This is a genomic window from Lysobacter terrestris (genome assembly GCF_014489475.1).
Classification (GTDB): Bacteria; Pseudomonadota; Gammaproteobacteria; order Xanthomonadales; family Xanthomonadaceae; genus Agrilutibacter; species Agrilutibacter terrestris.
Genome location: NZ_CP060820.1, coordinates 2,862,646 through 2,885,089, shown reverse-complemented (window position 1 = coordinate 2,885,089; position 22,444 = coordinate 2,862,646). Strand labels below are relative to the sequence as shown.

At 67.5% G+C, this 22,444-nt stretch carries 22 protein-coding genes; 10 read left to right on the top strand and 12 right to left on the bottom strand.

Going from position 1 to position 22,444, the window contains the following annotated elements:
- Window positions 1–90 precede the first annotated feature (90 nt).
- From H8B22_RS13485 to H8B22_RS13440, 10 genes are all read right to left on the bottom strand, one after another.
- On the bottom strand, window positions 91–1,356 hold the full coding sequence (locus H8B22_RS13485; protein WP_187711907.1) for a glutamate-5-semialdehyde dehydrogenase: 1,266 nt from the start codon (window positions 1,354–1,356) through the stop codon (window positions 91–93).
- On the bottom strand, window positions 1,353–2,510 hold the full coding sequence (gene proB, locus H8B22_RS13480) for a glutamate 5-kinase (RefSeq protein WP_187711906.1): 1,158 nt from the start codon (window positions 2,508–2,510) through the stop codon (window positions 1,353–1,355). Before proB ends, H8B22_RS13485 begins: the two co-directional genes overlap by 4 nt.
- Window positions 2,510–3,799 (bottom strand): argininosuccinate lyase, encoded by a 1,290-nt coding sequence (gene argH, locus H8B22_RS13475; protein ID WP_187711905.1) that lies wholly within the window; start codon window positions 3,797–3,799, stop codon window positions 2,510–2,512. The genes proB and argH overlap by 1 nt, the downstream gene beginning before the upstream one ends.
- A 95-nt stretch (window positions 3,800–3,894) precedes the next feature.
- On the bottom strand, window positions 3,895–4,839 hold the full coding sequence (argC, locus tag H8B22_RS13470) for an N-acetyl-gamma-glutamyl-phosphate reductase (RefSeq protein WP_187711904.1): 945 nt from the start codon (window positions 4,837–4,839) through the stop codon (window positions 3,895–3,897).
- Window positions 4,832–5,449, bottom strand: coding sequence for a GNAT family N-acetyltransferase (locus H8B22_RS13465; RefSeq protein ID WP_187711903.1), 618 nt, complete (start codon window positions 5,447–5,449; stop codon window positions 4,832–4,834). The genes argC and H8B22_RS13465 overlap by 8 nt, the downstream gene beginning before the upstream one ends.
- A 1-nt stretch (window position 5,450) precedes the next feature.
- Entirely contained in the window at window positions 5,451–6,773 is a 1,323-nt protein-coding gene (locus H8B22_RS13460) for an acetylglutamate kinase (RefSeq protein WP_225876214.1), read from the bottom strand.
- Complete coding sequence (locus H8B22_RS13455) at window positions 6,773–7,885, bottom strand: acetylornithine deacetylase (RefSeq protein ID WP_187711901.1); 1,113 nt, start codon at window positions 7,883–7,885, stop codon at window positions 6,773–6,775. Before H8B22_RS13455 ends, H8B22_RS13460 begins: the two co-directional genes overlap by 1 nt.
- A gap of 143 nt (window positions 7,886–8,028) precedes the next feature.
- A complete protein-coding gene (locus H8B22_RS13450) occupies window positions 8,029–9,225 on the bottom strand; it encodes an argininosuccinate synthase (protein WP_187711900.1) in 1,197 nt (398 codons plus the stop codon).
- A gap of 78 nt (window positions 9,226–9,303) precedes the next feature.
- Window positions 9,304–10,314, bottom strand: coding sequence for an N-acetylornithine carbamoyltransferase (locus tag H8B22_RS13445; RefSeq protein WP_187711899.1), 1,011 nt, complete (start codon window positions 10,312–10,314; stop codon window positions 9,304–9,306).
- A 300-nt stretch (window positions 10,315–10,614) separates the two neighbouring features.
- Complete coding sequence (locus H8B22_RS13440) at window positions 10,615–11,049, bottom strand: hypothetical protein (RefSeq protein WP_407060814.1); 435 nt, start codon at window positions 11,047–11,049, stop codon at window positions 10,615–10,617.
- A 106-nt stretch (window positions 11,050–11,155) separates the two neighbouring features.
- Here H8B22_RS13440 and cysS point away from each other — a divergent pair, with 106 nt between their 5' ends.
- The 4 genes from cysS to H8B22_RS13420 all read left to right on the top strand — a co-directional run bounded on the left by cysS (window position 11,156) and on the right by H8B22_RS13420 (window position 15,260).
- Complete coding sequence (gene cysS / locus H8B22_RS13435; RefSeq protein ID WP_187711898.1) at window positions 11,156–12,745, top strand: cysteine--tRNA ligase; 1,590 nt, start codon at window positions 11,156–11,158, stop codon at window positions 12,743–12,745.
- 117 nt (window positions 12,746–12,862) lie between these two features.
- Window positions 12,863–13,300, top strand: a complete 438-nt coding sequence (locus H8B22_RS13430; RefSeq protein WP_187711897.1) for a SufE family protein — start codon at window positions 12,863–12,865, stop codon at window positions 13,298–13,300.
- The gene (locus H8B22_RS13425) at window positions 13,297–14,550 is read left to right on the top strand and encodes an MFS transporter (protein WP_225876213.1); all 1,254 of its coding nucleotides are present in this window, start codon (window positions 13,297–13,299) and stop codon (window positions 14,548–14,550) included. Before H8B22_RS13430 ends, H8B22_RS13425 begins: the two co-directional genes overlap by 4 nt.
- Before the next feature lie 68 nt (window positions 14,551–14,618).
- The gene (locus H8B22_RS13420; protein ID WP_187711896.1) at window positions 14,619–15,260 is read left to right on the top strand and encodes a CDGSH iron-sulfur domain-containing protein; all 642 of its coding nucleotides are present in this window, start codon (window positions 14,619–14,621) and stop codon (window positions 15,258–15,260) included.
- A gap of 80 nt (window positions 15,261–15,340) precedes the next feature.
- Here the strand turns inward: H8B22_RS13420 and dksA are convergent, their stop codons facing one another.
- Window positions 15,341–16,438, bottom strand: coding sequence for an RNA polymerase-binding protein DksA (dksA, locus tag H8B22_RS13415; protein WP_187711895.1), 1,098 nt, complete (start codon window positions 16,436–16,438; stop codon window positions 15,341–15,343).
- 258 nt (window positions 16,439–16,696) lie between these two features.
- On the opposite strand from dksA, the gene yidD reads away from it, so the two are divergent.
- From yidD to H8B22_RS13385, 6 genes are all read left to right on the top strand, one after another.
- Window positions 16,697–16,993, top strand: a complete 297-nt coding sequence (gene yidD / locus H8B22_RS13410) for a membrane protein insertion efficiency factor YidD (protein WP_187711894.1) — start codon at window positions 16,697–16,699, stop codon at window positions 16,991–16,993.
- Entirely contained in the window at window positions 16,978–18,309 is a 1,332-nt protein-coding gene (locus tag H8B22_RS13405; protein WP_187711893.1) for a dihydroorotase, read from the top strand. The genes yidD and H8B22_RS13405 overlap by 16 nt, the downstream gene beginning before the upstream one ends.
- Window positions 18,310–18,329: 20 nt before the next feature.
- Window positions 18,330–19,175, top strand: a complete 846-nt coding sequence (locus H8B22_RS13400; RefSeq protein WP_407060856.1) for a M23 family metallopeptidase — start codon at window positions 18,330–18,332, stop codon at window positions 19,173–19,175.
- A gap of 24 nt (window positions 19,176–19,199) precedes the next feature.
- The gene (locus H8B22_RS13395; RefSeq protein WP_187711892.1) at window positions 19,200–19,994 is read left to right on the top strand and encodes a Swt1 family HEPN domain-containing protein; all 795 of its coding nucleotides are present in this window, start codon (window positions 19,200–19,202) and stop codon (window positions 19,992–19,994) included.
- 482 nt (window positions 19,995–20,476) lie between these two features.
- Window positions 20,477–20,872, top strand: coding sequence for a hypothetical protein (locus tag H8B22_RS13390; RefSeq protein ID WP_187711891.1), 396 nt, complete (start codon window positions 20,477–20,479; stop codon window positions 20,870–20,872).
- 74 nt (window positions 20,873–20,946) lie between these two features.
- A complete protein-coding gene (locus tag H8B22_RS13385; RefSeq protein ID WP_187711890.1) occupies window positions 20,947–21,384 on the top strand; it encodes a hypothetical protein in 438 nt (145 codons plus the stop codon).
- Window positions 21,385–21,461: 77 nt separating this feature from the next.
- Here the strand turns inward: H8B22_RS13385 and folE2 are convergent, their stop codons facing one another.
- Window positions 21,462–22,385: a GTP cyclohydrolase FolE2 gene (gene folE2, locus H8B22_RS13380; RefSeq protein WP_225876212.1), complete on the bottom strand. Its 924-nt coding sequence runs from the start codon at window positions 22,383–22,385 to the stop codon at window positions 21,462–21,464.
- Between the last annotated feature and the right edge of the window lie 59 nt (window positions 22,386–22,444).

Sequence of the window (22,444 nt, the reverse complement as noted above, 5' to 3'; positions counted from 1 at the left end):
ACGAAGAACGCCGGCCTTGCGCCGGCGTTTTTCGTTCTGGATCCCGAATTGAGTCGCGGGCATCGGCCGCGGACATCCGGGGCGGCGCGTTCAGTCGAGCAGGTCCGGATGGCGCACGTGCCCGGCCCCGCGCACGACGAAGCGCTCGATGGTCAGCGATTCCAGCCCCATCGGGCCGTAGGCGTGCAGGCGCGTGGTGGAAATGCCGATCTCCGCGCCCAGGCCCAGCTCGCCGCCGTCGTTGAAGCGCGACGACGCGTTGACCATCACCGCGGAACTGCGCAGGCCGCGCACGAACGCCTCGGCGGCGGCGGCATCCGCGGTCGCGATGACTTCGGTGTGGTCGGAACCGTGGCGGCGGATGTGCGCCAGGGCGTCCTCGAGGGAATCGACCACGCGCACGGCGATCACCAGGTCGAGGAACTCGGCGGCGTAGTCGGCCTCGCTGGCGGCCTGCGCCCCGGGCCACAACGCCCGCACCCGCGCGTCGCCGCGCACCTCGACGCCGCGCGCCGCCAAGGCCGCCAGCGCCCCGGGCAGGAATACTTCGGCGACCTCGGCATGGACGAGCAGCGTCTCCAGCGCATTGCACACCCCCGGCCGCGACGCCTTGCCGTCGAGCAGCAGGCGCGTGGCGAGCGCCACGTCGGCCGCACGGTCGACGTAGAGGTGGCACACGCCCTTGTAGTGCTTGATCACCGGGACGCGCGCGTGCTCGGCGACGAAGCGGATCAGCCCTTCCCCGCCGCGCGGGATGGCCAGGTCGACCAGATCGGTCAGCTGCAGGAGCTCGAGCACGTGCTCGCGCGCGGGATCCTCGATCAGCACCAGCGCTGCTTCGGGCAGGCCGCATTCGCGCAGGGCGCGGCGAAGGCTGGCGGCGATCGCGCAATTGCTGGCCAGGGCTTCGGAGCCGCCGCGCAGGATCACCGCGTTGCCCGACTTGAGGCACAGCGCCGTCGCGTCGGCGGTCACGTTCGGCCGCGCCTCGTAGATCATCGCGACCAGGCCCAGCGGCACCCGCACCCGCTCGATGCGCAGGCCATCGGCACGCACCTCGCTGCGTGTGACCTGGCCGACCGGATCGGGCAACGCCGCGATCTCGCGCAAGGCCTTCACCACGCCGTCCAGGCGCGCGTCGTCGAGCCGGAGGCGATCGAGCATCGCCCCGCCGGTTCCCGCGTCGCGCGCCCGCTGCAGGTCCTGCGCGTTGGCGGCCAGGATGGCGACGCGGTCGGCATCGACGGCGTCGGCCATTGCGGCCACCAGGCGCGTGCGCGCGTCGGCATCGAGCGCGGCGATCACCGCCTGCGCTTCGCGCGCGGCTTCGGCCAGGGCACGGACGTAGCCGCTCATGCGTTCTCCGCCCGTGCGTCCATGGGCAGCAGCACCAGGTCGTCGCGGTGGATCACGGCTTCTCCATAGCGGTAACCGAGGATGGTTTCGATGTCGCGGCTGTGCCGGCCGGCGATGCGACGCAGGTCGGTCGCGTTGTACTGGGCGAGGCCGCGCGCCAGGACGGTATCGCCGGTGTCGCCGGCCAGCCGCACTTCGATCAGGTCGCCGCGTCCGAATTCGCCTTCGACGGCGACGACGCCGCCCGGCAGCAACGAGGCGCCGCGCGCTCCCAACGCCTGCGCCGCGCCCGCGTCGACGCGAACGCCATGCAGGCCGGCGGGCGCGTTGCGCAGCCAGAGCTTGCGCGCCAGCAGGCGGTCGCCGTGGGCGCGGATGCAGGTGCCGTGCAGGCGACCCTCCGCGAGCGCGGCGACGACATCGCCGTCGCGACCGCAGAACAGCAGCGTGTCGATGCCCGCGGCCGCCGCCTTGCCCGCGGCCTCGAGCTTGGTGCGCATGCCGCCGGTGCCGAGCGTCCCCGCTTCGCCGGCCGCCATCTTCACGATCTCCGGCGTGATCCGTTCGACCTGTGGCACCGGCCTGGCCTGCGGATCGCGCACGGGATGGCCGCTGTACAGCCCGGCGATGTCGGTGGCGATCAGCAGCACGTCGGCATCGACCAGGGCCGCGACCACGGCGGCGAGATTGTCGTTGTCGCCGAGCTTCAGCTCGTCGACCGCGACGGTGTCGTTCTCGTTGACCACCGGCACGACCTGCAGGCGCAACAGTTCGCGCAGCGTGGCGCGCGCGTTGAGGTAGCGGCGGCGGTTGCGCAGGTCGTCATGGCTGAGCAGCACCTGCGCGACAGGCACCGAGAACAGGCGCTGCCACAGCGCGATCACGTGCGCCTGCCCCAGCGCGGCCAGCGCCTGCCGCTGGGTGAGGCCCGCGGCTTCGGTGTGCAATACGCCGCGCCCGGCCGCGACGGCACCGGACGACACGATAACCACCTCGCGCCCCTGCTCGCGACTGCGCGTCACGAACGCGGCGAGTCCGGCGGCATAACGTTCGGAGACGCCGCCGCTGTCCGCCGCCAGCAGGCTGCTGCCCACCTTCAGCACGGCGCGTCGCCATGCCGGCAACGCCTGCGCGCCGAAGGCGTGCGCGTCCATCAGCCCAGCGCCTCGCAGCGCGCGCGCAGGACATCCAGGCGCAGGTCGGCCGCGGCACCGGGCGATACCCGTGCGGCGAGGCTGGCGTCGGGGTCGCCTTGCGCCCAACGTGCCGGATCAGCCGCCTGCTTGTAGGCGTCGCGGAACGGCATGCCCTGGCGCGCGAGATCGACGGCGAGATCGGTGGCGTACATCGACGGGTCGAGCGCGGCGCGCATGGCGTCCGGCTTCCATTCGAGGTTGCGCAACAGGTCCGGCAACAGCTCCAGCGCGCCCAGGCCGCGCCCGAAGGCGTGGAAGATCGCGCCCTTGGAGAACTGCAGGTCGCGATGGTAGCCGGACGGCAGCGACAGCAGTTGTTCGATCTCGGTGCGCGCGGCCGCAGCAGCGGCATAGGTGGCGCGCATCAGTTCGATCACGTCGGGGTTGCGCTTGTTCGGCATGATCGAGCTGCCGGTGGTGTACTCGGACGGCAGCTTCACGAAGCCGAATTCGGCACTGGTGAACAGGCTCAGGTCCCAGGCCAGGCGGCGCAGGTCGAGCAGCGCGGACGACAGCGCCTCGATCGCCGCCATCTCGAACTTGCCACGCGACAGCTGCGCGTAGGCCGCCGACACCTGCATGCGACCGAAGCCGAGCGCCTGCGTGGTGTGTTCGCGCGCCAGTGGCAGGTTGACGCCGTAGCCGGCGGCGCTGCCGAGCGGGTTCGCATCGACCCAGGCCAGCGTCTGCTGCGCACGCAGCGCATCATCGATGAAGCCCTCGGCCCAGGCCGCCCACCACATGCCGCACGAGGAGACCACGGCGCGCTGCAGGTGCGTGTAGCCCGGCAACGGCAGCGTGCTTTCGGCCTCGGCGCGGGCCAACGCGATTTCCGCGGATTCACGGCACAGCGCGGCGACGCGCGCGAGCCGGTCCTTCAGCCACAGGCGCGTGGCGACCAGGATCTGGTCGTTGCGGCTGCGGCCGGTGTGGATGCGACGACCGGCATCGCCGAGGCGTTCGATCAGGCGGGATTCGATCGCCGAATGCCCGTCTTCGAAACGCTCGTCGAGGACGAAGTGACCGGCGCGGTAGTCCTCCGCCAGCGTCGCCAGTTCGCGGCGGATGCCGTCCAGCTCGTCGGCCGCAAGGATGCCGATCTGCTGCAGGCCTTCGGCATGCGCGCGGCTGGCCTCGATGTCGAACAGGAAGAACTCGCGGTCGAGGATCACGTCCTCTCCGGCGAGGAACGCCTGGATGCGTGCGTCGACCTTGACGCCGGGTTTTTGCCAGAGCAGATCGGACATTGCGATATTTCCCTTGTGTCTTCCCGAGCGCAGCGAGGGATCTGCTGTCAGCCAGGGAAAAGCAGGCCCCTCGCTGCGCTCGGGATGACGGCTGTTTAGAGCGGAATGCCCGCGGTCTCGTCGAAACCGAAGGCGAGGTTGAGGTTCTGCAGCGCCTGCGTCGCCGCGCCCTTGAGCAGGTTGTCTTCGGTCGACACCACCACCAGCCGGCGCCCGTCCTCCGACAGCGTGAAGCCGCCGATGTCGACGTGGTGCGCATTGGCGATCGCGCTGACCCACGGCGCCGCATCGGCGACGCGCACCAGTGGCTCGTCGGCGTAGCGCTCGCGGTAGCGCGCGACCACGTCCTCGCGGGTGAATTCCGAAGCGAGGTGCAGGTTGGCGGTGATGGTGAGCCCGCGGAAATGCGGCGCGACGTGCGGCATGAACTCAACCGGGTGGCCGAGCTGCCGGCTCACTTCGCGCTCGTGGACGTGCCCGGTGAGCGCATACGGCATCAGGTTGTCGCGCAGCTTGTCCGGATCGTTCTTGTCGGACGGCGTGGTGCCCGCACCGGAATAGCCGGAGACACCGAAGCACTGCACCGCCCCTTCCAGCGCATCGCGCATGGGCGCGATCGCCAGCTGCATCGCAGTGGCGTAGCAGCCCGGGTTGCTGATGCGGCGCTGGCCCGAGTAGCTCGAACGCGTGAGTTCGGGCAGGCCGTAGTACCAGCCGTCGTCGAAGCGGTAATCGGCGGAAAGATCGATCGCGACCGTGTCCGGTGCGACCGCGTCCAGCGCCGCGACGAACGGCGCCGCCTTGCCATTGGGCAGCGCCAGCACCAGGGCGTCGACACCCTGCGCCGCCGCTTCGTCGGGACCGTACGACACGTACACCAGATCGCCGGCGTAGCCGGCCTCGTGGTCGCTCAACCGTTGCCCGGCGCGCTCGCGCGAGGAGACGAAGGCAAGTTCGAACTGTGGATGTGCCGCCAGCAGCCGGATCAGTTCCGACCCGACGTAGCCACGGGCGCCGATGATGCCGATGCGCTTAGCCATGGCGGTGCGACTCCAGCCTGTGCTGCAGGTTGCGCTTCACCGCCTGCCATTCCGAATCGAGGATGGAGAACACCACGGTATCGCGCGGACTGCCATCGGCGTGGCGCTTGTGGTTGCGCAGGACGCCGTCCTGCTTCGCGCCCAGCCGCGCGATCGCCGTGCGCGAGGCGTGGTTGAACCAGCTGGTCTCGAAGCCAACGGCAATGCAGCCCAGCGTTTCGAAGGCATGCCTCAACAGCAACAGCTTGGCTTCGGTGTTCAGGCCGGTGCGTTGGACGTGCTTCGCGTACCAGGTGTAACCGATGTTGAGCCGCGGCACCGTCGGATCGAGCTCGTAGTAGCGCGTCGTGCCGACGATTTCGCCCGCAGCGGTGCGTACCGCGAACGGCAGCATCTGCTTGGCGGCCTGCCCGTCCAGCGCCGACTGGAGGTAGCGCTCGACACCTTCCGGCGTCGGCACGTTGGTGTACCAGAAGCTGGCCAGTTCACCGTCGCCCAGCGCGGCACGCAGGCCGTCCGCGTGCGCCGCCTGCAGCGGTTCCAGCGTCACGTGCGCGCCGCGCAGCGCGGGCGCCTGTGTCCATGCCTGGGGAAACTCCCGTGCGCTCATCTCAGTCCTTCAGCGTCGCGGCGCGGCCGCGGCAATGCGCCACGCAGCGCGCGATCGCATCGAAACCGTCCATGCCGTACCAGAACACCTTCCACTTCTCCTCCTTGAGGCAGCCGTCGCTTTCCCCGTAGTAGAACGGGTTCACCGGATTGCCGTGGCGCGAGCGCCAGAACAGGCTCGGGTTCTGCTCGCGCATCACCTGCCACACCGCGCGGCCTAGGCCTTCGCCCTGCGCTTCGTCGAGCACGGCGAACTTGTCGAGGTAGGTGCCGGCATCCTCCGCCGTCAGGATCACCGCCACGCGGTAGTTCTCGCTGACGTAGGCGCGGTGCAGGCGCGTGCGCTCGAAGTAGTCGGGCAACAGGCGACGACCGAAGGCGGATTCGATCAGGTTGCGCAGGCGCTCCAGGTCCAGCTGCTGCCAGCTCGACGCCTCCAGCACGCGCTCGCCGCGCCGGACCAGCGTGCCCGATCCCTTGTGGGTGAACAGTTCCTTCGCCAGTTCCGCCGGTTTGGTGATGGACACCGACGAGGACAACGGCAGCTTGTCCAGCAGGTCCTTGATCTGCTCGATCTTCACCTTCATGCCGCCGTTGATCCACGGCTGTTGGATCAGATGGTCGTATTCGGTCGACAGGTTGATCGAATCGATGACCTTGCCCTCGCCGTCGAGCAGGCCGCCGGTACCGGTCAGGAACACGATCTTGTACGGCTGCAGCACCTGCACCAGCTCGTTGGCGGCGAAGTCGGCGTTGATGTTGAGGATCTGGCCGCCGGCGGTTTCGCCCAGGCTGGCGATGACCGGGATCGAACCCGCGCGCAGGCTGGTCTCGATCGGCGCGAGGTGCACCTTCTTCACCTCTCCCACCAGGCCGTAGGTGCCGCGGTCGAGGAAGTCGGATTCGAACACGCCGGACACAATCGACGTGGCACGCGCATCGTTGGCCTGCAGCGCCTCGACCAGCTTCAGGTTCTGCGCGAGGAACACGCGACGCACGATCGCCAGCGCCTCGGGCGAGGTCACGCGCAGGCCGTTGACGGTCTGCTTCTGGATGCCCGCGGCCGACAGTTCCTCGTCCAACTGCGGGCCCGCACCGTGGATGACAATGGGCGTCAGGCCCACGTCCTGCAGGAACGCCAGCGACGAGGTCAATGCGTCGAGGTCGTCGCGCATGACCGCGCCGCCGACCTTGACCACGGCGAAGCGCGCCGCATCCAGCTGCGAGAAGCGCTTGAGGTACTGCGAAATCTCCTTCGCGCTGGCCATGCTCGAAAGCAGGCGCACGATGGTCTGGCGGGTCTGGATGTCGTGTACGGAAGTCATCATTGCGGGGGATTCGCGCCGGAAGTGGGCGCTCCAAGAATGCGGGTAACGGATTCGGTGTAGCGCTGCAGTTGTTCGAGGGCGACCCACTCGTCGGCGGTGTGCGCCTGGGCGATGTCGCCGGGCCCGTAGACGATGGCGGTCAGGCCGGCGGCGGAGAACAGCGAGGCCTCGGTCCAGAAGTCGACGGCGTTGCCGATCGGCAGGTCCAGCGCGTCGGCGAGGTCGCGGCCGTCCAGCCTGCGCTGTTCCGCGTTGGCGACGTCGCCCGCGGGCAGCGGCGGACCGCGGAAGGTCTCCTCGTAGTGCTCGATCGCGCCGACATCCACCATCGCGCCGAAGCGCTCGTGCAAGGCATCGATCGACATCGACGGCAGCGGCCGGAAGCCGAAACGCAGCTCTGCGGCGGGCGCGATCATGTTGGCCTTGATGCCGCCCTCGATGCGGCCGATGTTGAAGCGCAGGCCGGTAAGGCCACCGAAGCGCTGGTGCTGCTGCGACTCGACGAAATCCAGCGCCGCGTCGCCCCAACGCACCGCCTGGTGCAGGGCCGAAGCCTGCATCGCATCGGCGCCGGAAGCATGGCCCGCGCGGCCGCGGAACTTCATCAGCACCGAACTGATGCCACGGTGCGCCAGCACCGCCTCGCAGCGCGTCGGCTCGGCGACGATCACTTCACGGAAGCCATGCTCCTTGGCGAGGAAGCCGGCGATGCAGCGTGCGTCGTTGGCTTCCTCGTCGGTGCTGAAGAGGAACGCCGCATCGCCCTGCGTCACCGCTGCCGCGGCGAGCAACCCGGCCGCCGCGCCCTTGATGTCGCAGGCGCCCAGGCCGATGGCGCGGTCGCTCGTCACACGCAGCACGTGCGGATCGGCGCTCCAGGCCGGCGACGAAGGCACCGTGTCGAGATGCACGTTGAACAGGCGCGACGGATTGCCGCGCACCGCCAGCATCGACACCGCGCCGGCGCCGAAGTCGGTCACTTCGATGCGGAAACCGTCGAGCTGCGAGCGCAGGTAGTCGAAGATGCCGCCGGTGCCGATGTCGCGCGGCGGGTTGCGGGTGTCGTAGGACACCAGGGCTTCGAGGTGTTTGAGTACCGAAGAGAGCATTGATCGTTCCGAAAGTTACCTTGGTGCTTATCGCTCGTCGTTCCCGCGCAGGCGGGAACCCATGGACGTTGCTGTCGTCCGACAACCATGGAAAGCAACGTCCATGGATCCCCGCCTTCGCGGGGATGACGGACAACACCGAATCAGCTGCGGTTGACCTCGGCCCACAGCGTGCTGCTCATGCCGAACAGCTTGATGAACCCTTCGGCCTCGGCCACGCCCCAGTCCGCCGCCTGCGCGTAGGTCGCGCCCTTGGCGTTGAGGATGTGCTTGGACTCGATGGCCACGGCATTGACTACGCCGCCCTGCGTTTCCAGCACGACGTCGCCGGTGACGGTGGACTGGCTGGAGGCGAGGAACGCTTCCAGGTCGGTCTTGAGCGGATCGTGGAAGAAGCCTTCGTACACCAGCTCCACCCACTTGCGCGCCACCTCCGGCTTGAAGCGGTTCTGCTGCTTGCTGAGCACGGTTTCTTCCAGCGCGCGATGCGCGGTCAGCAGCGAGATCAGGCCCGGGGCTTCGAAGATGATGCGGCCCTTGAGGCCGATGGTCGTGTCGCCGGTGTAGATGCCGCGGCCCACGCCGTACGCCGCGAACAGCGAGTTGAGTCGGGCCAGCAGTGTGTGGCCCTCCATCTTCTCGCCGTTGAGCGCGACCGCTTCACCATTGACGAAGCTGACCTTCACCCGCAGCGCTTCCGTCGGCCACTCGGCGCGCGGCTTGCACCAGCCGCGCGCGCCCTCGCCCGGCGCCTGCCAGCGGTCGATCTCGCCGCCGGACATGGTCAGGCCGAGCAGGTTCTCGTTGATCGTGTAGGCCTTCTGCTTGGCGCGCACGCCGAAGCCGCGCTCTTCCAGGTACTTCTGCTCGTAGGCGCGGACCTCGGTGTGTTCCTTCTGGATTTCGCGGATCGGCGCGACGATCTCGTAATCGCCCAGCGCCTTCACCGCGAGATCGAAACGCACCTGGTCGTTGCCCATGCCGGTGCAGCCGTGCGCGATGGCCTTGGTGCCGAGCTCCGCGCAACGGCGCAGCGCCGCGTCGACGATCAGGTAGCGGTCGGAGACCAGCAGCGGGTACTGGCCCTGGTAGCCCTCGCCCGCCCACACGAACGGCTTGACGAAGCCTTCCCAGATCGCGGGACCGCCATCGACGGTCACGTGCGACGTCACGCCGAGTTCGGCGGCGCGCTGCTCGATGAAGGCGCGTTCCTCCGCATCCACGCCGCCGGTATCGGCGAACACGGTGTGCACGTTCCAGCCGCGCTCCTGCAGGTAGGGAACGCAGAAGCTGGTGTCGAGGCCGCCGGAGAAGGCGAGGACGATGTCTTTGTTGGCCATTTGCTTGTGTCTCGCAAGGTGGGCCCGGGCCCACCGTTCTGGTGATGAATCGTGGGGGATGGCAGGTTGAAGTCCGCCTTACACCAACGCCGCCATGATCGCCTTCTGCACGTGCAGGCGGTTCTCGGCTTCGTTGATGGCGATGCATTGCGGCGAGTCCATCACCGCGTCGGTGGCCTTCACGTTGCGGCGCAACGGCAGGCAGTGGCTGAAGACGCCGTTGTTGGTCAGCGCCATCTTCCGCTCGTCGACCATGAAGTGCTGGTACTGGTCGCGAATAGGCTTTTCCGGGCCCCAGTTGCCGAAGAACGGCAGCGCGCCCCAGCTCTTGGCGTAGACGACATCCGCGCCGCGGTAGGCGCTGTCGGTGTCGTGGCTCACGCTGAGCGAGCCGCCGCTTTCGGCGACGTTCTGCTCGGCCCAGCCCATGTAGCGTTCGTCGAGGATGTAGTCCGGCGTCGGGCACAGCAGGGTCACGTCCATGCCCATGCGCGTGGCGATGGTCAGCGCCGAATTCGCCACCGCCGTGTTGAGCGGCTTGGGGTGGTAGGTCCAGGTCAGCACGTACTTCTTGCCGCGCAGGTCGGTGGTGCCGAAGTGCTCCTGCAGGGCGAGGATGTGCGCCAGTTCCTGGCAGGGATGGGTGATCGTTTCCATGTTGATCACCGGCACCGGCGAGTACCTGGCGAACGACTTCAGCACGATGTCCTCGCGGTCGTAGGCCCAGTCGACGAACTTCGGGAAGGCGCGCACGCCGATCAGGTCGACGTAGCGGCCCAGTACCTGTGCGACTTCCTTGATGTGCTCCTCGGTGTCGCCGTCCATCACCGTGCCGAGGTCGAACTCGATCGGCCACGCGTCCTTGCCCGGCTGCAGCACGATGGCGTGGCCGCCGAGCTGGAACGCGCCCAGCTCGAAGCTGGTGCGGGTGCGCATCGACGGGTTGAAGAACACCAGGGCGATCGACTTGCCCTTGAGCTCGTCGCCGAACTTCGTGCGCTTGAACATCGCGGCCTGGGTCAGCAGGGCGTCGAGGTCCGGGCGGGACCAGTCCTGGGTGTTAAGGAAATGCCTGTGGGCGGGCTTCATCGCGGTCTCCAAGAACGAATCGGGGAATCGCTGGGCCGGAAAAGCAAAAAAGCCCAGCGCGAAGGCTGGGCTTTTCGTGTGTCATGCCATCGTTCGAACCAATGGCGCTACGCGTCACCCAACCAGGAATGGCGGGTACGGTCGGCGCGCGCGCGAGGTCATGCCCGCCGCCATCCAGGCGGAGGTCATCACGTCAGCGTCGGCACGAAGGGTCTTCATGAGGGCGCGAATGCTCGCATGCTGGGCCCCCGGGTGCAACCCGCGGGCCATCACGATCGGAAATATGCCGGGAAGAACCGCTCAGGGCGTCGTCGCCCCGGGCACGGCCGGGGTGATGGCGATGCGGATGCGCAGGCGGTTGCCGGGGTCTTCGGCCAGCCGCGAGCGGAACTTGGCGCCCTTGTAGACGTAGTCGACGTCGTAGGCGATCGCCCGGCGGAACTCGCGCTCGACCGGCACCGACTGGCAGTTGGCGGCCTTGTCCGCTTCCTCGCGGCGCAGCGCGTCCTTGATCGCGCCCACGGCCCGCGACAGCCGCGACTTGTCTTCCGGGTCGCAGCGCTGCTCGGCGCGGGTGGCGGTCAGCGTCTGGTACACCGGGGTGACGCGCAGCACCTGCGCGTAGTCGTAGCGGACGTTCTCCTGCTGGAGGACCGTGTGCTGGGCGGCGGCCGGGACAGCCACCAGGGCCAGGCAGGTCAGCAGGAAGGACAGCAACAGACGGAGACGGATCATCGCGCTCGGGATTGGCCGGACCGGTGAATTGTAGGCGACAGCCGCCTCCGCGCCCTGAATCCCGGCTTTAGGCCGCTAGAATTGCCGTAATCCACGCGGTAATCCCATGAGCCTGCACCTCTTCAACAGCCTGACGCGTCGCGTCGAAGCCTTCGTACCCGCCGATCCCGCGCGCGTGACCATGTATGTCTGCGGGCCGACGGTCTACAACTACGTGCACATCGGCAATGCCCGCCCCTACGTGGTGTTCGGCGTGCTGGCCGACCTGCTGCGACGCCGTTACGGCGCGCTGAGCTACGCCCGCAACGTCACCGACGTCGACGACAAGATCAACAACGCCGCCCGCGAACAGGGCGTGCCGATCTCGGTGATTACCGACAAGTTCGCTGCCGCCTACCGCGAAGACATGGCGTCGCTGGGCATCGCCCCGCCGGATATCGAGCCGGAAGTCACCGCTCATATCCCGCAGATCATCGCCATGATCCAGCAACTGATCGCAAACGAGCACGCCTACGAGGCGCAGAACCACGTGCTGTTCTCGGTCGCCAGCTTCGACAGCTACGGCAAGCTCTCACGCCGCGATCCGGAAGAAATGCTCGCAGGTGCCCGCGTCGAAGTAGCGCCGTACAAGCGCGATGCCGGCGATTTCGTGCTGTGGAAGCCTTCCACCGACGACCTGCCCGGCTGGGACTCGCCTTGGGGTCGAGGCCGCCCGGGCTGGCATATCGAATGCTCGGCCATGGCGGCGGCGCATCTGGGCGAGACCATCGACATCCATGCCGGTGGCGTCGACCTGCAGTTCCCGCACCATGAGAACGAGATCGCGCAGAGCGAGTGCGCGCACGGCGGCCGCATCTTCGCGCGCTACTGGCTGCACAACGGCATGCTCACCTTCGGCGGCACCAAGATGAGCAAGTCGCTGGGCAACATCGAGAAGATCCACGACCTGGTGCGCGCGCATCCGCCCGAGGCCTTGCGCTACGCGCTGCTTTCCGCGCACTACCGGCAACCGCTGGATTGGTCGGACGCCCTGATCGAGCAGAGTGTGCGCACGCTCGACCGCCTGTACGGCGCCCTTCGCGATACCGCGGATCTTCCCGCGGTGGCATCGGCCATTCCGCAGGAGATCGAGCGCGTTCTGGACAACGATCTCAATACACCGATGGCCCTGAGCGAGATCTCGGCACTTGCAGACAGCGTGCTCAAGCACACCCATCTGCTCCGGACTAATGAAAAGCACCTCGCGCTGGCGACAAAGCACAAGTCCCTGACCAGGGTCGACGCCAGACTCATGTTCGTCGCCTGGATCGCAGAAGGATTGCTGCCTGCGGAGGTTCTCCCGAGCCTGGAAGAGGCACTCAACAGCGACCCCGACAGCGAGGTCGATGCCGCGCCGTTCGTGCGCTCCCACCTGCAGCAGTGGGCGGATAGCACGAAGTCGTTGCTCGGGGAGACGCGAGGCCGGCTGCTCGGCGCCGGCCTGGCGCTGGGCCTGCTGCAGCAGGATCCGGCGGCGTGGTTCGCACGCGGTGCGTCGAGTGATGACGACGCCCGCATCCAGGGCCTGATCGACGAGCGCGCCGCGGCCAAGAAGGCGCGCGACTTCGCCCGCGCGGACGCGATCCGCGACCAGCTGTTCGGCGAGGGCATCCTGCTGGAAGACACGCCGCAGGGCGTGCGCTGGAAGCGCGGCTGAGCGACATGGCGCCGCGGCACTCGCGGCGCCGATTCACGGAACCAGCGTTCCGGCGGCTACACACGGTCGTTCGCACGATGCAACGATCGTGCCGCCGCGGCGCGGTAAAATTGCCCCATGGACGCATCCACCTTCCCGCTCGAAGCCAGCCCCGGCGAAGCCCAGGGCGCCATCCGCGACGAGTTCGCCTTCTTCGGCGACTGGGCCGAGCGCTACCAGTACCTGATCGACCTGGGGCGCAAGCTGCCGGCGTTCCCGGACGACTGGAAGAGCGAGGAACACCGCCTGCACGGCTGCCAGTCGATGGTGTGGATCGTCGCCTCCGGTGACGCCGAGCGCCTCGACTTCCAGGCGATCAGCGATTCGGCGATCGTCTCGGGCCTGATCTACCTGGCCTTGCGCGTGTATTCGGGGCGCAGCGCGACGGAGATCCTCGCGACCGAGCCGGACTACATCGCCGACATCGGCCTGGCCAAGCACCTCTCCCCCACGCGCAGCAACGGCCTGGCGGCCCTGCTCGGCTTCATCCGCGACCGCGCCCAGAAAGCCCTGTGAACCCGGGCCCCGCCGACGCCGCGGACGCCGGCACACCGGATCGCCTGTTCAATCGCGGCTTCGTCGGCCTGCTGGCCTACCGCCAGCTCGCCATGCTGGCGTACCAGATCATCGGCGTGACCGTCGGCTGGCACGTCTACGAAATCACCCGCGACCCGCTGGCGCTGGGCCTGATCGGCCTGGCCGAAGTCATCCCCTACTTCTGCTTCGCGCTGTTTGCCGGCTACGCCGTCGACCACCTGCCCCGCCGCAAGCTGGGCATGGCGGCGTGCATCGGCCTGAGCGCGACCGCGCTGCTGCTCGGCGGCGTCGCCGCGGGATTGCTGCCCGCGGCGGGAACGCTGCCCATCTACGGCGCCATCGCCCTGGGCGGCGTCGTGCGTGCGTTCTTCGCCCCGGTGAACATGTCGCTGATGGCGCGCGTGCTGCGCCGCGAGCACTTCGCCCGCGCCGCGGGCGTGAGCAGCGTCAACATGCAGGCGGCGCTGGTGATCGGCCCGGCCCTGGGCGGCATCCTGGTCGCCACGGCGGGCAAGAGCACCGCGTATTTCGTCGCCGCGGCACTGGCGCTGCTGGCCGCCGTCGCGGTGATCACGATCCGCGTCACCGAACCGCCCGCGCCCGGCGAACGCGCACCGGTGTTCAAGAGCATCGGCGAGGGCCTGCGCTTCGTCTTCAACCAGCAGGTCGTGCTCGGCGCGCAGGCGCTCGACATGTTCTCGGTGCTGTTCGGCGGTGCGGTCGCCCTGCTCCCCGCCTTCATCAGCGACGTCCTGCACGCCGGTCCGTCGGCGCTGGGCATCCTGCGCGCCGCGCCCGCTGCGGGCGCCGTGCTGGTGGGCCTGTGGCTCGCCCGGAATCCGCCGCAGCGCCACGCCGGGCGCCTGCTGCTGTGGGCCGTGGCGGGCTTCGGCCTGTGCATCATCGGTTTCGCCTTGTCCAAGTCGTTCTGGATCTCGGCGCTGATGCTGCTGATGTCCGGCATGTGCGACGGCGTTTCGGTGGTGCTGCGCTCGACGATCCTGCAGCTGGCGACGCCGGACCACATGCGCGGCCGCGTCTCCTCGATCAACGGCATCTTCATCGGTTCCTCGAACGAGCTGGGCGCGTTCGAATCCGGCGTCGCCGCGCGCCTGCTCGGGCTGGTGCCGTCGGTGGTGTTCGGCGGCTGCATGACGCTGGCGGTGGTGGCGGCCACGGCCAGGCTCGCCCCGCGCTTGCGACGCCTGGACCTGCGCGAGCTGCACTGAGCGCAGGCACGCCGGCCCGCGACGGCCGGCGTAGACTGGCCGCAGCATCGCCAGCAGCCGAGGCAGCCATGGGCACTGAGACCGTGCGGGGCCGGAAGGTCGTGATCCATTTCGATGGCGCGCGCTGCATCCACTCGCGCAACTGCGTGTTGCACCATCCGGACGTGTTCGTCCCCAACGTCGAAGGCGAATGGATCCATCCCGACGCCGTGTCGCCGGAGGAAATCGCGCTGCTCGCGCGGCTGTGCCCGTCGGGCGCGATCCAGTACGAACCGCTCGATGGCGGCGCGCCGGAACCGGCCCCGGTGGTGAACCTGGTGAACCTGCGCGAGAACGGCCCGCTCGCCTTCCTCGCGCCGCTGCAGGTCGCCGGGCAGGACGAAGGTTTCCGCGCCACGCTGTGCCGCTGCGGCCTGTCCAAGCGCAAGCCGTTCTGCGACGGCAGCCATGCCGAAGGCGGCTTCATCGCCAGCGGCGAGCGCGCGCCGAAGGAATCCCAGCCGCTGGCCTCGCGCGACGGCCCGCTGCAGGTGGAACCGCAGAAGAACGGCCCGCTCAAGGTCATCGGCAACCTGGAAATCGTCACCGGCACCGGCCATACCATCGACCGGGTCAGCGAGACCTGGCTGTGCCGCTGCGGGCATTCGCAGAACAAGCCCTATTGCGACGGCTCGCACCGCAAGGTCGGTTTCGAGGCGGACGGCGCCTGACCCCGTCCCGCCGGAACGGCCCCGAAACAAAAAAGCCCCGCTCGCGCGGGGCTTTTTCTTGCCGTGCGGGGCAGCAGGCGTCAGTCGCCCATCTGCTTCTGCATGTGCTCCCAGCGCTCCTGCGCATCGATCGTGCGCTCGGCGGTGAGGCGGGCTTCCAGGCGTTCCAGGCCGATTTCCTCGCCGGTATCGACGCAGAAACCGTAGTCGCCCGAATCCACGCGCTTGAGCGTGCTGTCGATCTTGCTGATCAGCTTGCGGTAGCGGTCGCGCGTGCGCAGCTCCAGCGAGTTCTCGGTTTCGCGGGTGGCGCGTTCGGCTTCGTCGCCGACGTCACGCACTTCGTCCTTGAGGTTCTCGATGGTCTGCTTGGATTCCTCGACCAGGTCCGCGCGCCACTTCAGCAGGCGCTGGCGGAAGTACTCGAGTTGCAGCGGGCTCATGTATTCCTCGTCCGACGAAGGCAGGTAACCCTTCGGGACGATCGGGCGGCCAGTGGCCTCATCAGTCTTGTATTCCACGACCTTGACCTTGCCGCGCGGCGCCGGGGCCTTTTCCTTGCTGGCGGTGACGGCGACGGCGACCTTGCCGGTCGGCCGCTGCGGCGGTGCGGGGCGCGCCGGGCTGCTGCCCGCCGTGCCGGTGGAGGCGGTCTTGGTTTCCGACTTGCCCACGGCAGCCTTCGCCGGAGCGGTGGGCTTGGCCGGAGCAGCCGCCGGGGGAACCGGGGCCGACTTGGTGGCCGGACGCGGTGCCGGCTTCTTCACCACCGTCTTGGCGGCCGGAGCCGGCGCGGCCTTGACGGGGGCAGTGGTCTTTACGGGCGCGGCCTTGGCAGGAGCGGCCTTGACCGGAGCTGCCTTGACCGGCGCAGCCTTGATCGGAGCAGCCTTCTTCGGCGCGGCCTTGGCAGCCTTCACCGGAGCCGCCTTCTTCGCGACCGGGGCCGCCTTCTTCGGCGCAGCCTTGGCCGGGGCAGCCTTCTTCGCCACCGGCTTCTTGGCCGGAGCGGCCTTCTTGGCAGCAGGCTTCTTCGCGACGGGTTTCTTGGCAGGCGCCGCCTTCTTCGCTGCGGGCTTCTTGGCCGCGGACTTCGGGGCGGCCTTCTTTGCAGCGGCCTGACCAGCCGGCTTCTTGGTGGCCTTGGCGGCCTTCTTCGCGGGTTTCTTTGCTGCCACGAGCGGCGTTTCCTCTGTTCCTTCGAATGAACTGCTCAGATCCTGCAAAGGTTGCCGAAACAGCCTTGCGCGGGTTCGTGTCGGCCAGAGTTGGGGGTCGGGCTGAAAAAAGCAATGCGCCTTTCGTCAGCTATCGCACGACCCTATATCTGGAAAGCGCGCTGTTATACCCTGCCCCGGCTACCGCGGCAACCGCGCTTCTGGTGGCGCTCCGCCTGCGGTTTTCCGCTGTTGAAAAGCGGCGAACGGGCGCTATCCATGGCCCCGGACGCGTTGTCGCCAGTAACCGCCTGTTGGCATGAAGGAATCGTGATAGATCGCCTGCTCATCCTGATGCTGCGTGGCTACAAGCGCTGGCTCAGTCCGCTGATCGGACCCGCGTGCCGCTTCCATCCCACGTGTTCGGTCTACGCGATGGAGGCGATCGCGCGATTCGGCGCACTCAAGGGCAGCTGGCTGGCCGCACGTCGGCTGCTGCGCTGCCATCCCCTGCACCCGGGCGGTTTCGATCCGGTACCGCCGCTCAATGGAAAGCCCCCATGTCATCGACACTGATCGTCAACGCCCGCCTGGTCAACGAAGGACGCGAGTTCGAGGGCGACCTGCGCATCGAGCACGGCCGGATCGCCAGGATCGGCACCGGCCTGCAGGCGCACACCCATGAAACCGTGGTCGACGCCAACGGCCGCCGGTTGCTGCCGGGCATGATCGACGACCAGGTGCACTTCCGCGAGCCGGGCATGGAATACAAGGCGGACATCGCCACCGAGTCCGCGGCCGCGGTCGCGGGCGGCCTGACCACCTTCATGGACATGCCCAACACCTCGCCGCCGACGCTCAACGCGGAGGCGCTGGAGGACAAGTACCGCCGCGCCCACGGCCGCGCCTGGGGCAACTACGGCTTCTACATGGGCGCCAGCAACGACAACCTCGAGGCGATCCAGCGCCTCAACCCGCGCAGCGCGCCGGGGATCAAGGTGTTCATGGGCGCCTCCACCGGCAACATGCTGGTCGACAACCCGGAGACCCTCGACGCGATCTTCCGCGACGCGCCGACGCCGATCATCACGCACTGCGAAGACACCCCGATGATCGACGCCGAACTCGCCCGCTACAAGGCGAAGTACGGCGACGACATCCCGGTGTCGTGCCACCCGGACATCCGTTCGCGCGAGGCGTGCAAGAAGTCCACCGAACTGGCGATCTCGCTGGCGCGCCGGCACGACACCCGCCTGCACGTGCTGCACATCAGCACCGCCGACGAGCTGGCGCTGTTCCAGCCCGGCCCGATCGAAGGCAAGCGCATCACCGCGGAAACCTGCGTGCACTTCCTGCGCTTCGACCGCGCCGACTACGAGCGCCTGGGCAACAGGATCAAATGCAACCCGGCGATCAAGGACGCCGCCGACCGCGAGGCGCTGATCGCCGCCCTGGCCAACGACGTGATCGACGTGCTCGCCACCGACCACGCCCCGCACACCATCGAGGAAAAGGCCAAGCCCTACCTCTCCGCGCCCTCCGGCCTGCCGCTGGTGCAGTACGCGCTGCTGGCGGCGCTGGAACTGGTGCACGAAGGCAAGCTCACCACCGCGCAGGTCGTGCAGAAGTTCGCGCACGCACCGGCCAGGCTGTTCGACGTGCGCAACCGCGGCTTCCTGCGCGAAGGCTACGCCGCCGACCTGGTGCTGATCGACGACGCCCCGCTGACCGTGCACGCCGACGACGTGCTGTCCAAGTGCGGCTGGTCGCCGTTCGAAGGCACCACGTTCCATTCCCGCGTGGCCTCCACCTGGGTCAACGGCGTGCTCGCCTGGGACGGTCGCCAGCTGGTCGGCGACGCGATGGGCCAGCGCCTGGAGTTCGATCGTTGAGGCGCCTCGCCGCGTTCGCCGTGGCGGCCGCGCTGGGTGCGTGCGCCAGCAACCCGAACGCGGTGGCCGCCGCGGACCCGCCGGCCACCGCGCCTGCGGCAACAACCGCGGATCAACGCATCGTGTTCCCGGCCAGCGCCTCGCAGGGCGCGCTGGTGTTCGGCAAAGTGCCCGCAGGCAGCACGGTCCGCTATCGCGAGCGCGTGCTGCGGCCCACGCCGTACGGGACGGTGGTGTTCGGCATCGGCCGTGACGAAACCGGCCCGCTGCAGGTCGACGTGCAGCGTACGGACGGCAGCCACGAAACCACGAGCATTGCGGTGACGCCGCGCGACTGGCCGATCGAGCGCATCGACGGCGTGCCGCCCGACACCGTAAATCCGCCGCCGGAGATCGCCGCGCGGATCGAACGCGAACAGGCCCAGGTCTCCGCGGCGCGCCTGCAGGACGACGACCGCGCCGATTTCGTCCAGCCCTTCCTCTGGCCGGTGCAGGGCCGCGTCAGCGGCCGCTTCGGCAACCAGCGCGTCTACAACGGCACGCCTAAGTCGCCGCACTCGGGCATGGACATCGCCGCCGCCGCCGGCACGCCGATACAGGCCCCCGCCGCTGGCGTGGTGACCTTCGCCAACGCCGACCTCTACCTCACCGGCGGCACCGTGCTGCTCGACCACGGCCACGGCGTGAGCTCCAACTTCCTGCACCTCTCCCGCATCGACGTGAAAGTCGGCGACCGCGTCGCGCAGGGCCAGGTGATCGGTGCGGTCGGCGCGACGGGCCGGGCAACCGGGCCGCATCTGCATTGGGGGATGAACTGGTTCGAGGTGCGGATTGATCCGTTGCTGGTGCTCGAACGCGGACGCTAAAGGTTGTTACCCAACAAACACGTCATGGACATTACGCAAGCACTGAAAGACGCGGAGAACTCTCTCCGCGATTTCATTTCGGCTGTTCTTGAGAAAGAACTAGGTACAAATTGGATTGATCGATGCGGCGTGACACCTGAGCGCATTGAACAGTGGCGAAACAGAAAGGCGACTGAGGAGAAGCGTCAGCGTTTCGCTGTAACAGAGGAAAGACTGATCTATTACGCCGACTTTTATGACCTTAAGGCAATCCTCAAGAAGTGCTGGCCTGGAGAGCTGTCCGTCGCACTAGGCGACTGGAAGACCATTGAGGTTTTCCTCAGCGAGCTTGAGAAACTCAGGGATGCAGACGCCCATAGACGTGAGCTTCTCCCGCACCAGAAGCATCTTGCACTCGGCATTTCCGGCGACATCCGAAACAGGATAGTTAGGTATAGGAGCAAGAAGGAAATGAGTGAGGACTACTACCCGCGATTAGAGAGCGTCAGGGACTCACTTGGAAATATCTTCATTCCAAGCGGGGAAAATCGCATGCTGGAAACAGGCATGCGCCTTCGCCCTGGCGACCAAATTGAATTCGTTGTCACCGCCACCGACCCTATGGGCGAAGAACTCGAGTTTGGTATTCGGCCATTGGGCGGTCGCACTGATGAGATTTCATGGCAGAAAAATCATGTCTTTTCCTTCACCATGAGCGAGGCAGAGATCCGCAAGAAACTGGACATGCAGATCTTCCTCCGCAGCCCAAGAGAGCATCACGCTTACCCTGAATATGATGACGGCGTAGCCTTCAGGTACGAGGTCCTTCCGGCAAAATAGACGTCAGGGCACTCCACCGCGACCAAGGTCGACCTCTCCAAGTGCAGGGTTGCACCCATGCAAGTCCAGACTCGGACCTTTCAGGTCCACGGCTCCACCCCTGCAGCTCCAAGCTTCGACCCTTTGAGGTCCACGGTTGCACCCCTGTAGGTCCAAGCTCCGACCCTTTGAGCTCCACGGTTCCACCCCTGCAGCTCCAGGCTCCGACCCTTTGAGGTCCACGGTTCCACCCCTGCAGGTCCAAGCTTCGACCCCTTGAGGTCCACGGTTCCAGCCCTGCAGGTCCAAGCTCCGACCCTTTGAGGTCCACGGTTCCAGCCCTGCAGCCCTAGGGTCGGACCCCTTGGGGTCCACGGTTGCACCTTGCAAGGCTCGCCGTTCTTGGGGCTCGGCTATTCTTGGTGTCGTACCGGGGCGTCGCACATTCAAGCCGAAGCCGCCTCGCGGCTTGATCAAGGCGTTAGGCATCACTTGGAGATCCAATGAAAGCTACAACAGCGCTTCTGTTTTCGGTTCTTTCCGCCGGCTGCGCCCTGGCGAACGCCACTGAGCCAACCGACGAGCAGCTCAACGACTGGGTGAACTATCTGCGGAGCGTCGGCATACCGTCTACTGTCAGGATCTGCGGAAAAGCTCTTGACGACGAGGTTCGATTCAAAACCGCTGCAGATGCGTGGTCGGTTGCAAACCAGGCGTCAGTCGACCGGGGTCACGCCGTCGCTTCAGCCCAGCCACCTAAAGGCTGGTCGTCCTTGGACGCTTATAACGAGTCCATGGTCAAGGACTATGAGGCCAAGCTCACCAGCATGCCGGCGATCGATCAGCTCGAGACTTGCGTCAAGTACGTAGAGCTTCTCGAAAAGCGGGCTGCCAAGTGATGCCTGACAATCAGCCGCTTCGCGGCTCGGCTTGATCCAGACGTCAGGCCCCAATGACGTAACCGAGGACAGCCATGGCGGCAATCTGGTTCGGGAAAGTCCGTCTCTCTCTGCCTGCGCTCGTGTACATCAACGGATACCTCAGCGCCGATGAGGAAATCGGACTCAGGGCAGCCGGAATCAACTTCCTCTCCGCGGAAGTCATGGTTTGCAAGGAGTACTTCCGCTCTGAAATCCCGGGCTGGATCGTGGACCTGGATGGATGTTTCAGGGAGTTCTCGCCCACGGGGAAGCGGCGCAGCTGGGCGCGCCCACTGAGGTTCCTATGGCGATTCACCCTCAGCGAGTACCGGGCAACCCTGCCTCGAACAATTACGGTCGGAGAGCTGCGGGAAAAAATCCGCGGAATAAAAGCAGACCGGGAAGTCGTGGCGCACCTGAAGAACTACCTGGAGCAGCTGCGTGCGGAAGAACCGATAACGCAGGACGTACTCCGCAAATGGCCCATATAGGCCACCGAGCGCCCATCGGGCACCGGCAATTCATTCAAGCCGAAACCGCTTCGTAACGACGCGGCGCGGAACCCGCTCTAGGCGCGACCTTCGCCGCTCACCCGCGCCACCGCATCGTGCGCGTGCAGGCTTTCGAAGTGCGACACCTGCGCATCGAAGCGCTCCACGCGCGGATCGGTGGACAGGGCCGCGGCGACGCGGCGGGCGGCGTCTTCGCAGAACATCAGGTTCTCGGCGTTGAGGCGGGCGAAAGCCTGTTCGTCCTCGCGCTTGACCGCGGTCTGCACTGGCGTGCCCAGCGCGGCTTCCACCGCATCGACCAGCGCGGCCAGCGGCAGTTCCTCGAAGGCGTGGCGCAGTTCGACGCGGATGTCGGCACGGCTGCGTTGCGCGTGCGGGGTGGCGGCGAGGCCGCGTTCGGAGGCCAGCCATTCGTGCACGGCGGACGACAGCGGGCGCGCGTCGGCGAAGTCCTGGGCGAAGCGATCGGCATTGAGCTGGCGCGACAGCGCCGCGGAGGCTGGACAGGTGCTGGAGTACTCGACCGCGAAGCGCAGGCCCAGGCGCAGGTGGCCGTCGACCAGCGCGGCGTCGATCTCGACGGGATAGCGCTTCCAGCCCGCATTCGCGCTGGCGAGCGCCGGGCGCAGCATCAGGTGTTCGTAACGCAGCACCAGGCGGGCGCGGCTCGACAGGCCGCCCTGGGTGTCGACCAGCGTCTGCAGCACGCGGCGCAGGCCGGCCGGGGTGACGGTCTCGCTGGCGAAGGCCTGCTGCAGCTCCAGGTACAGCCGCGACATGTGGATGCCGCGGGCGTTGGCGTCGCGCAGGTCGACGGAGACATCGACCGAGGCCGGCACCGTGATCGTGTCGTTGCCGGACGCCACGCGCAGCGGCAGCGCGATGTTCGACATGCCCACCCAATCCAGCGGACGCGCCTGAGCCGCCGCATCGAAGGCGACGTCGGGCAGCTGGCGGGACGGATCGGGGCGCACGTTCACGGACACGGGAGTCAGGCCTTGGGGGACGACAATGCCGCGCATTCTACCGGGCCCGCGTG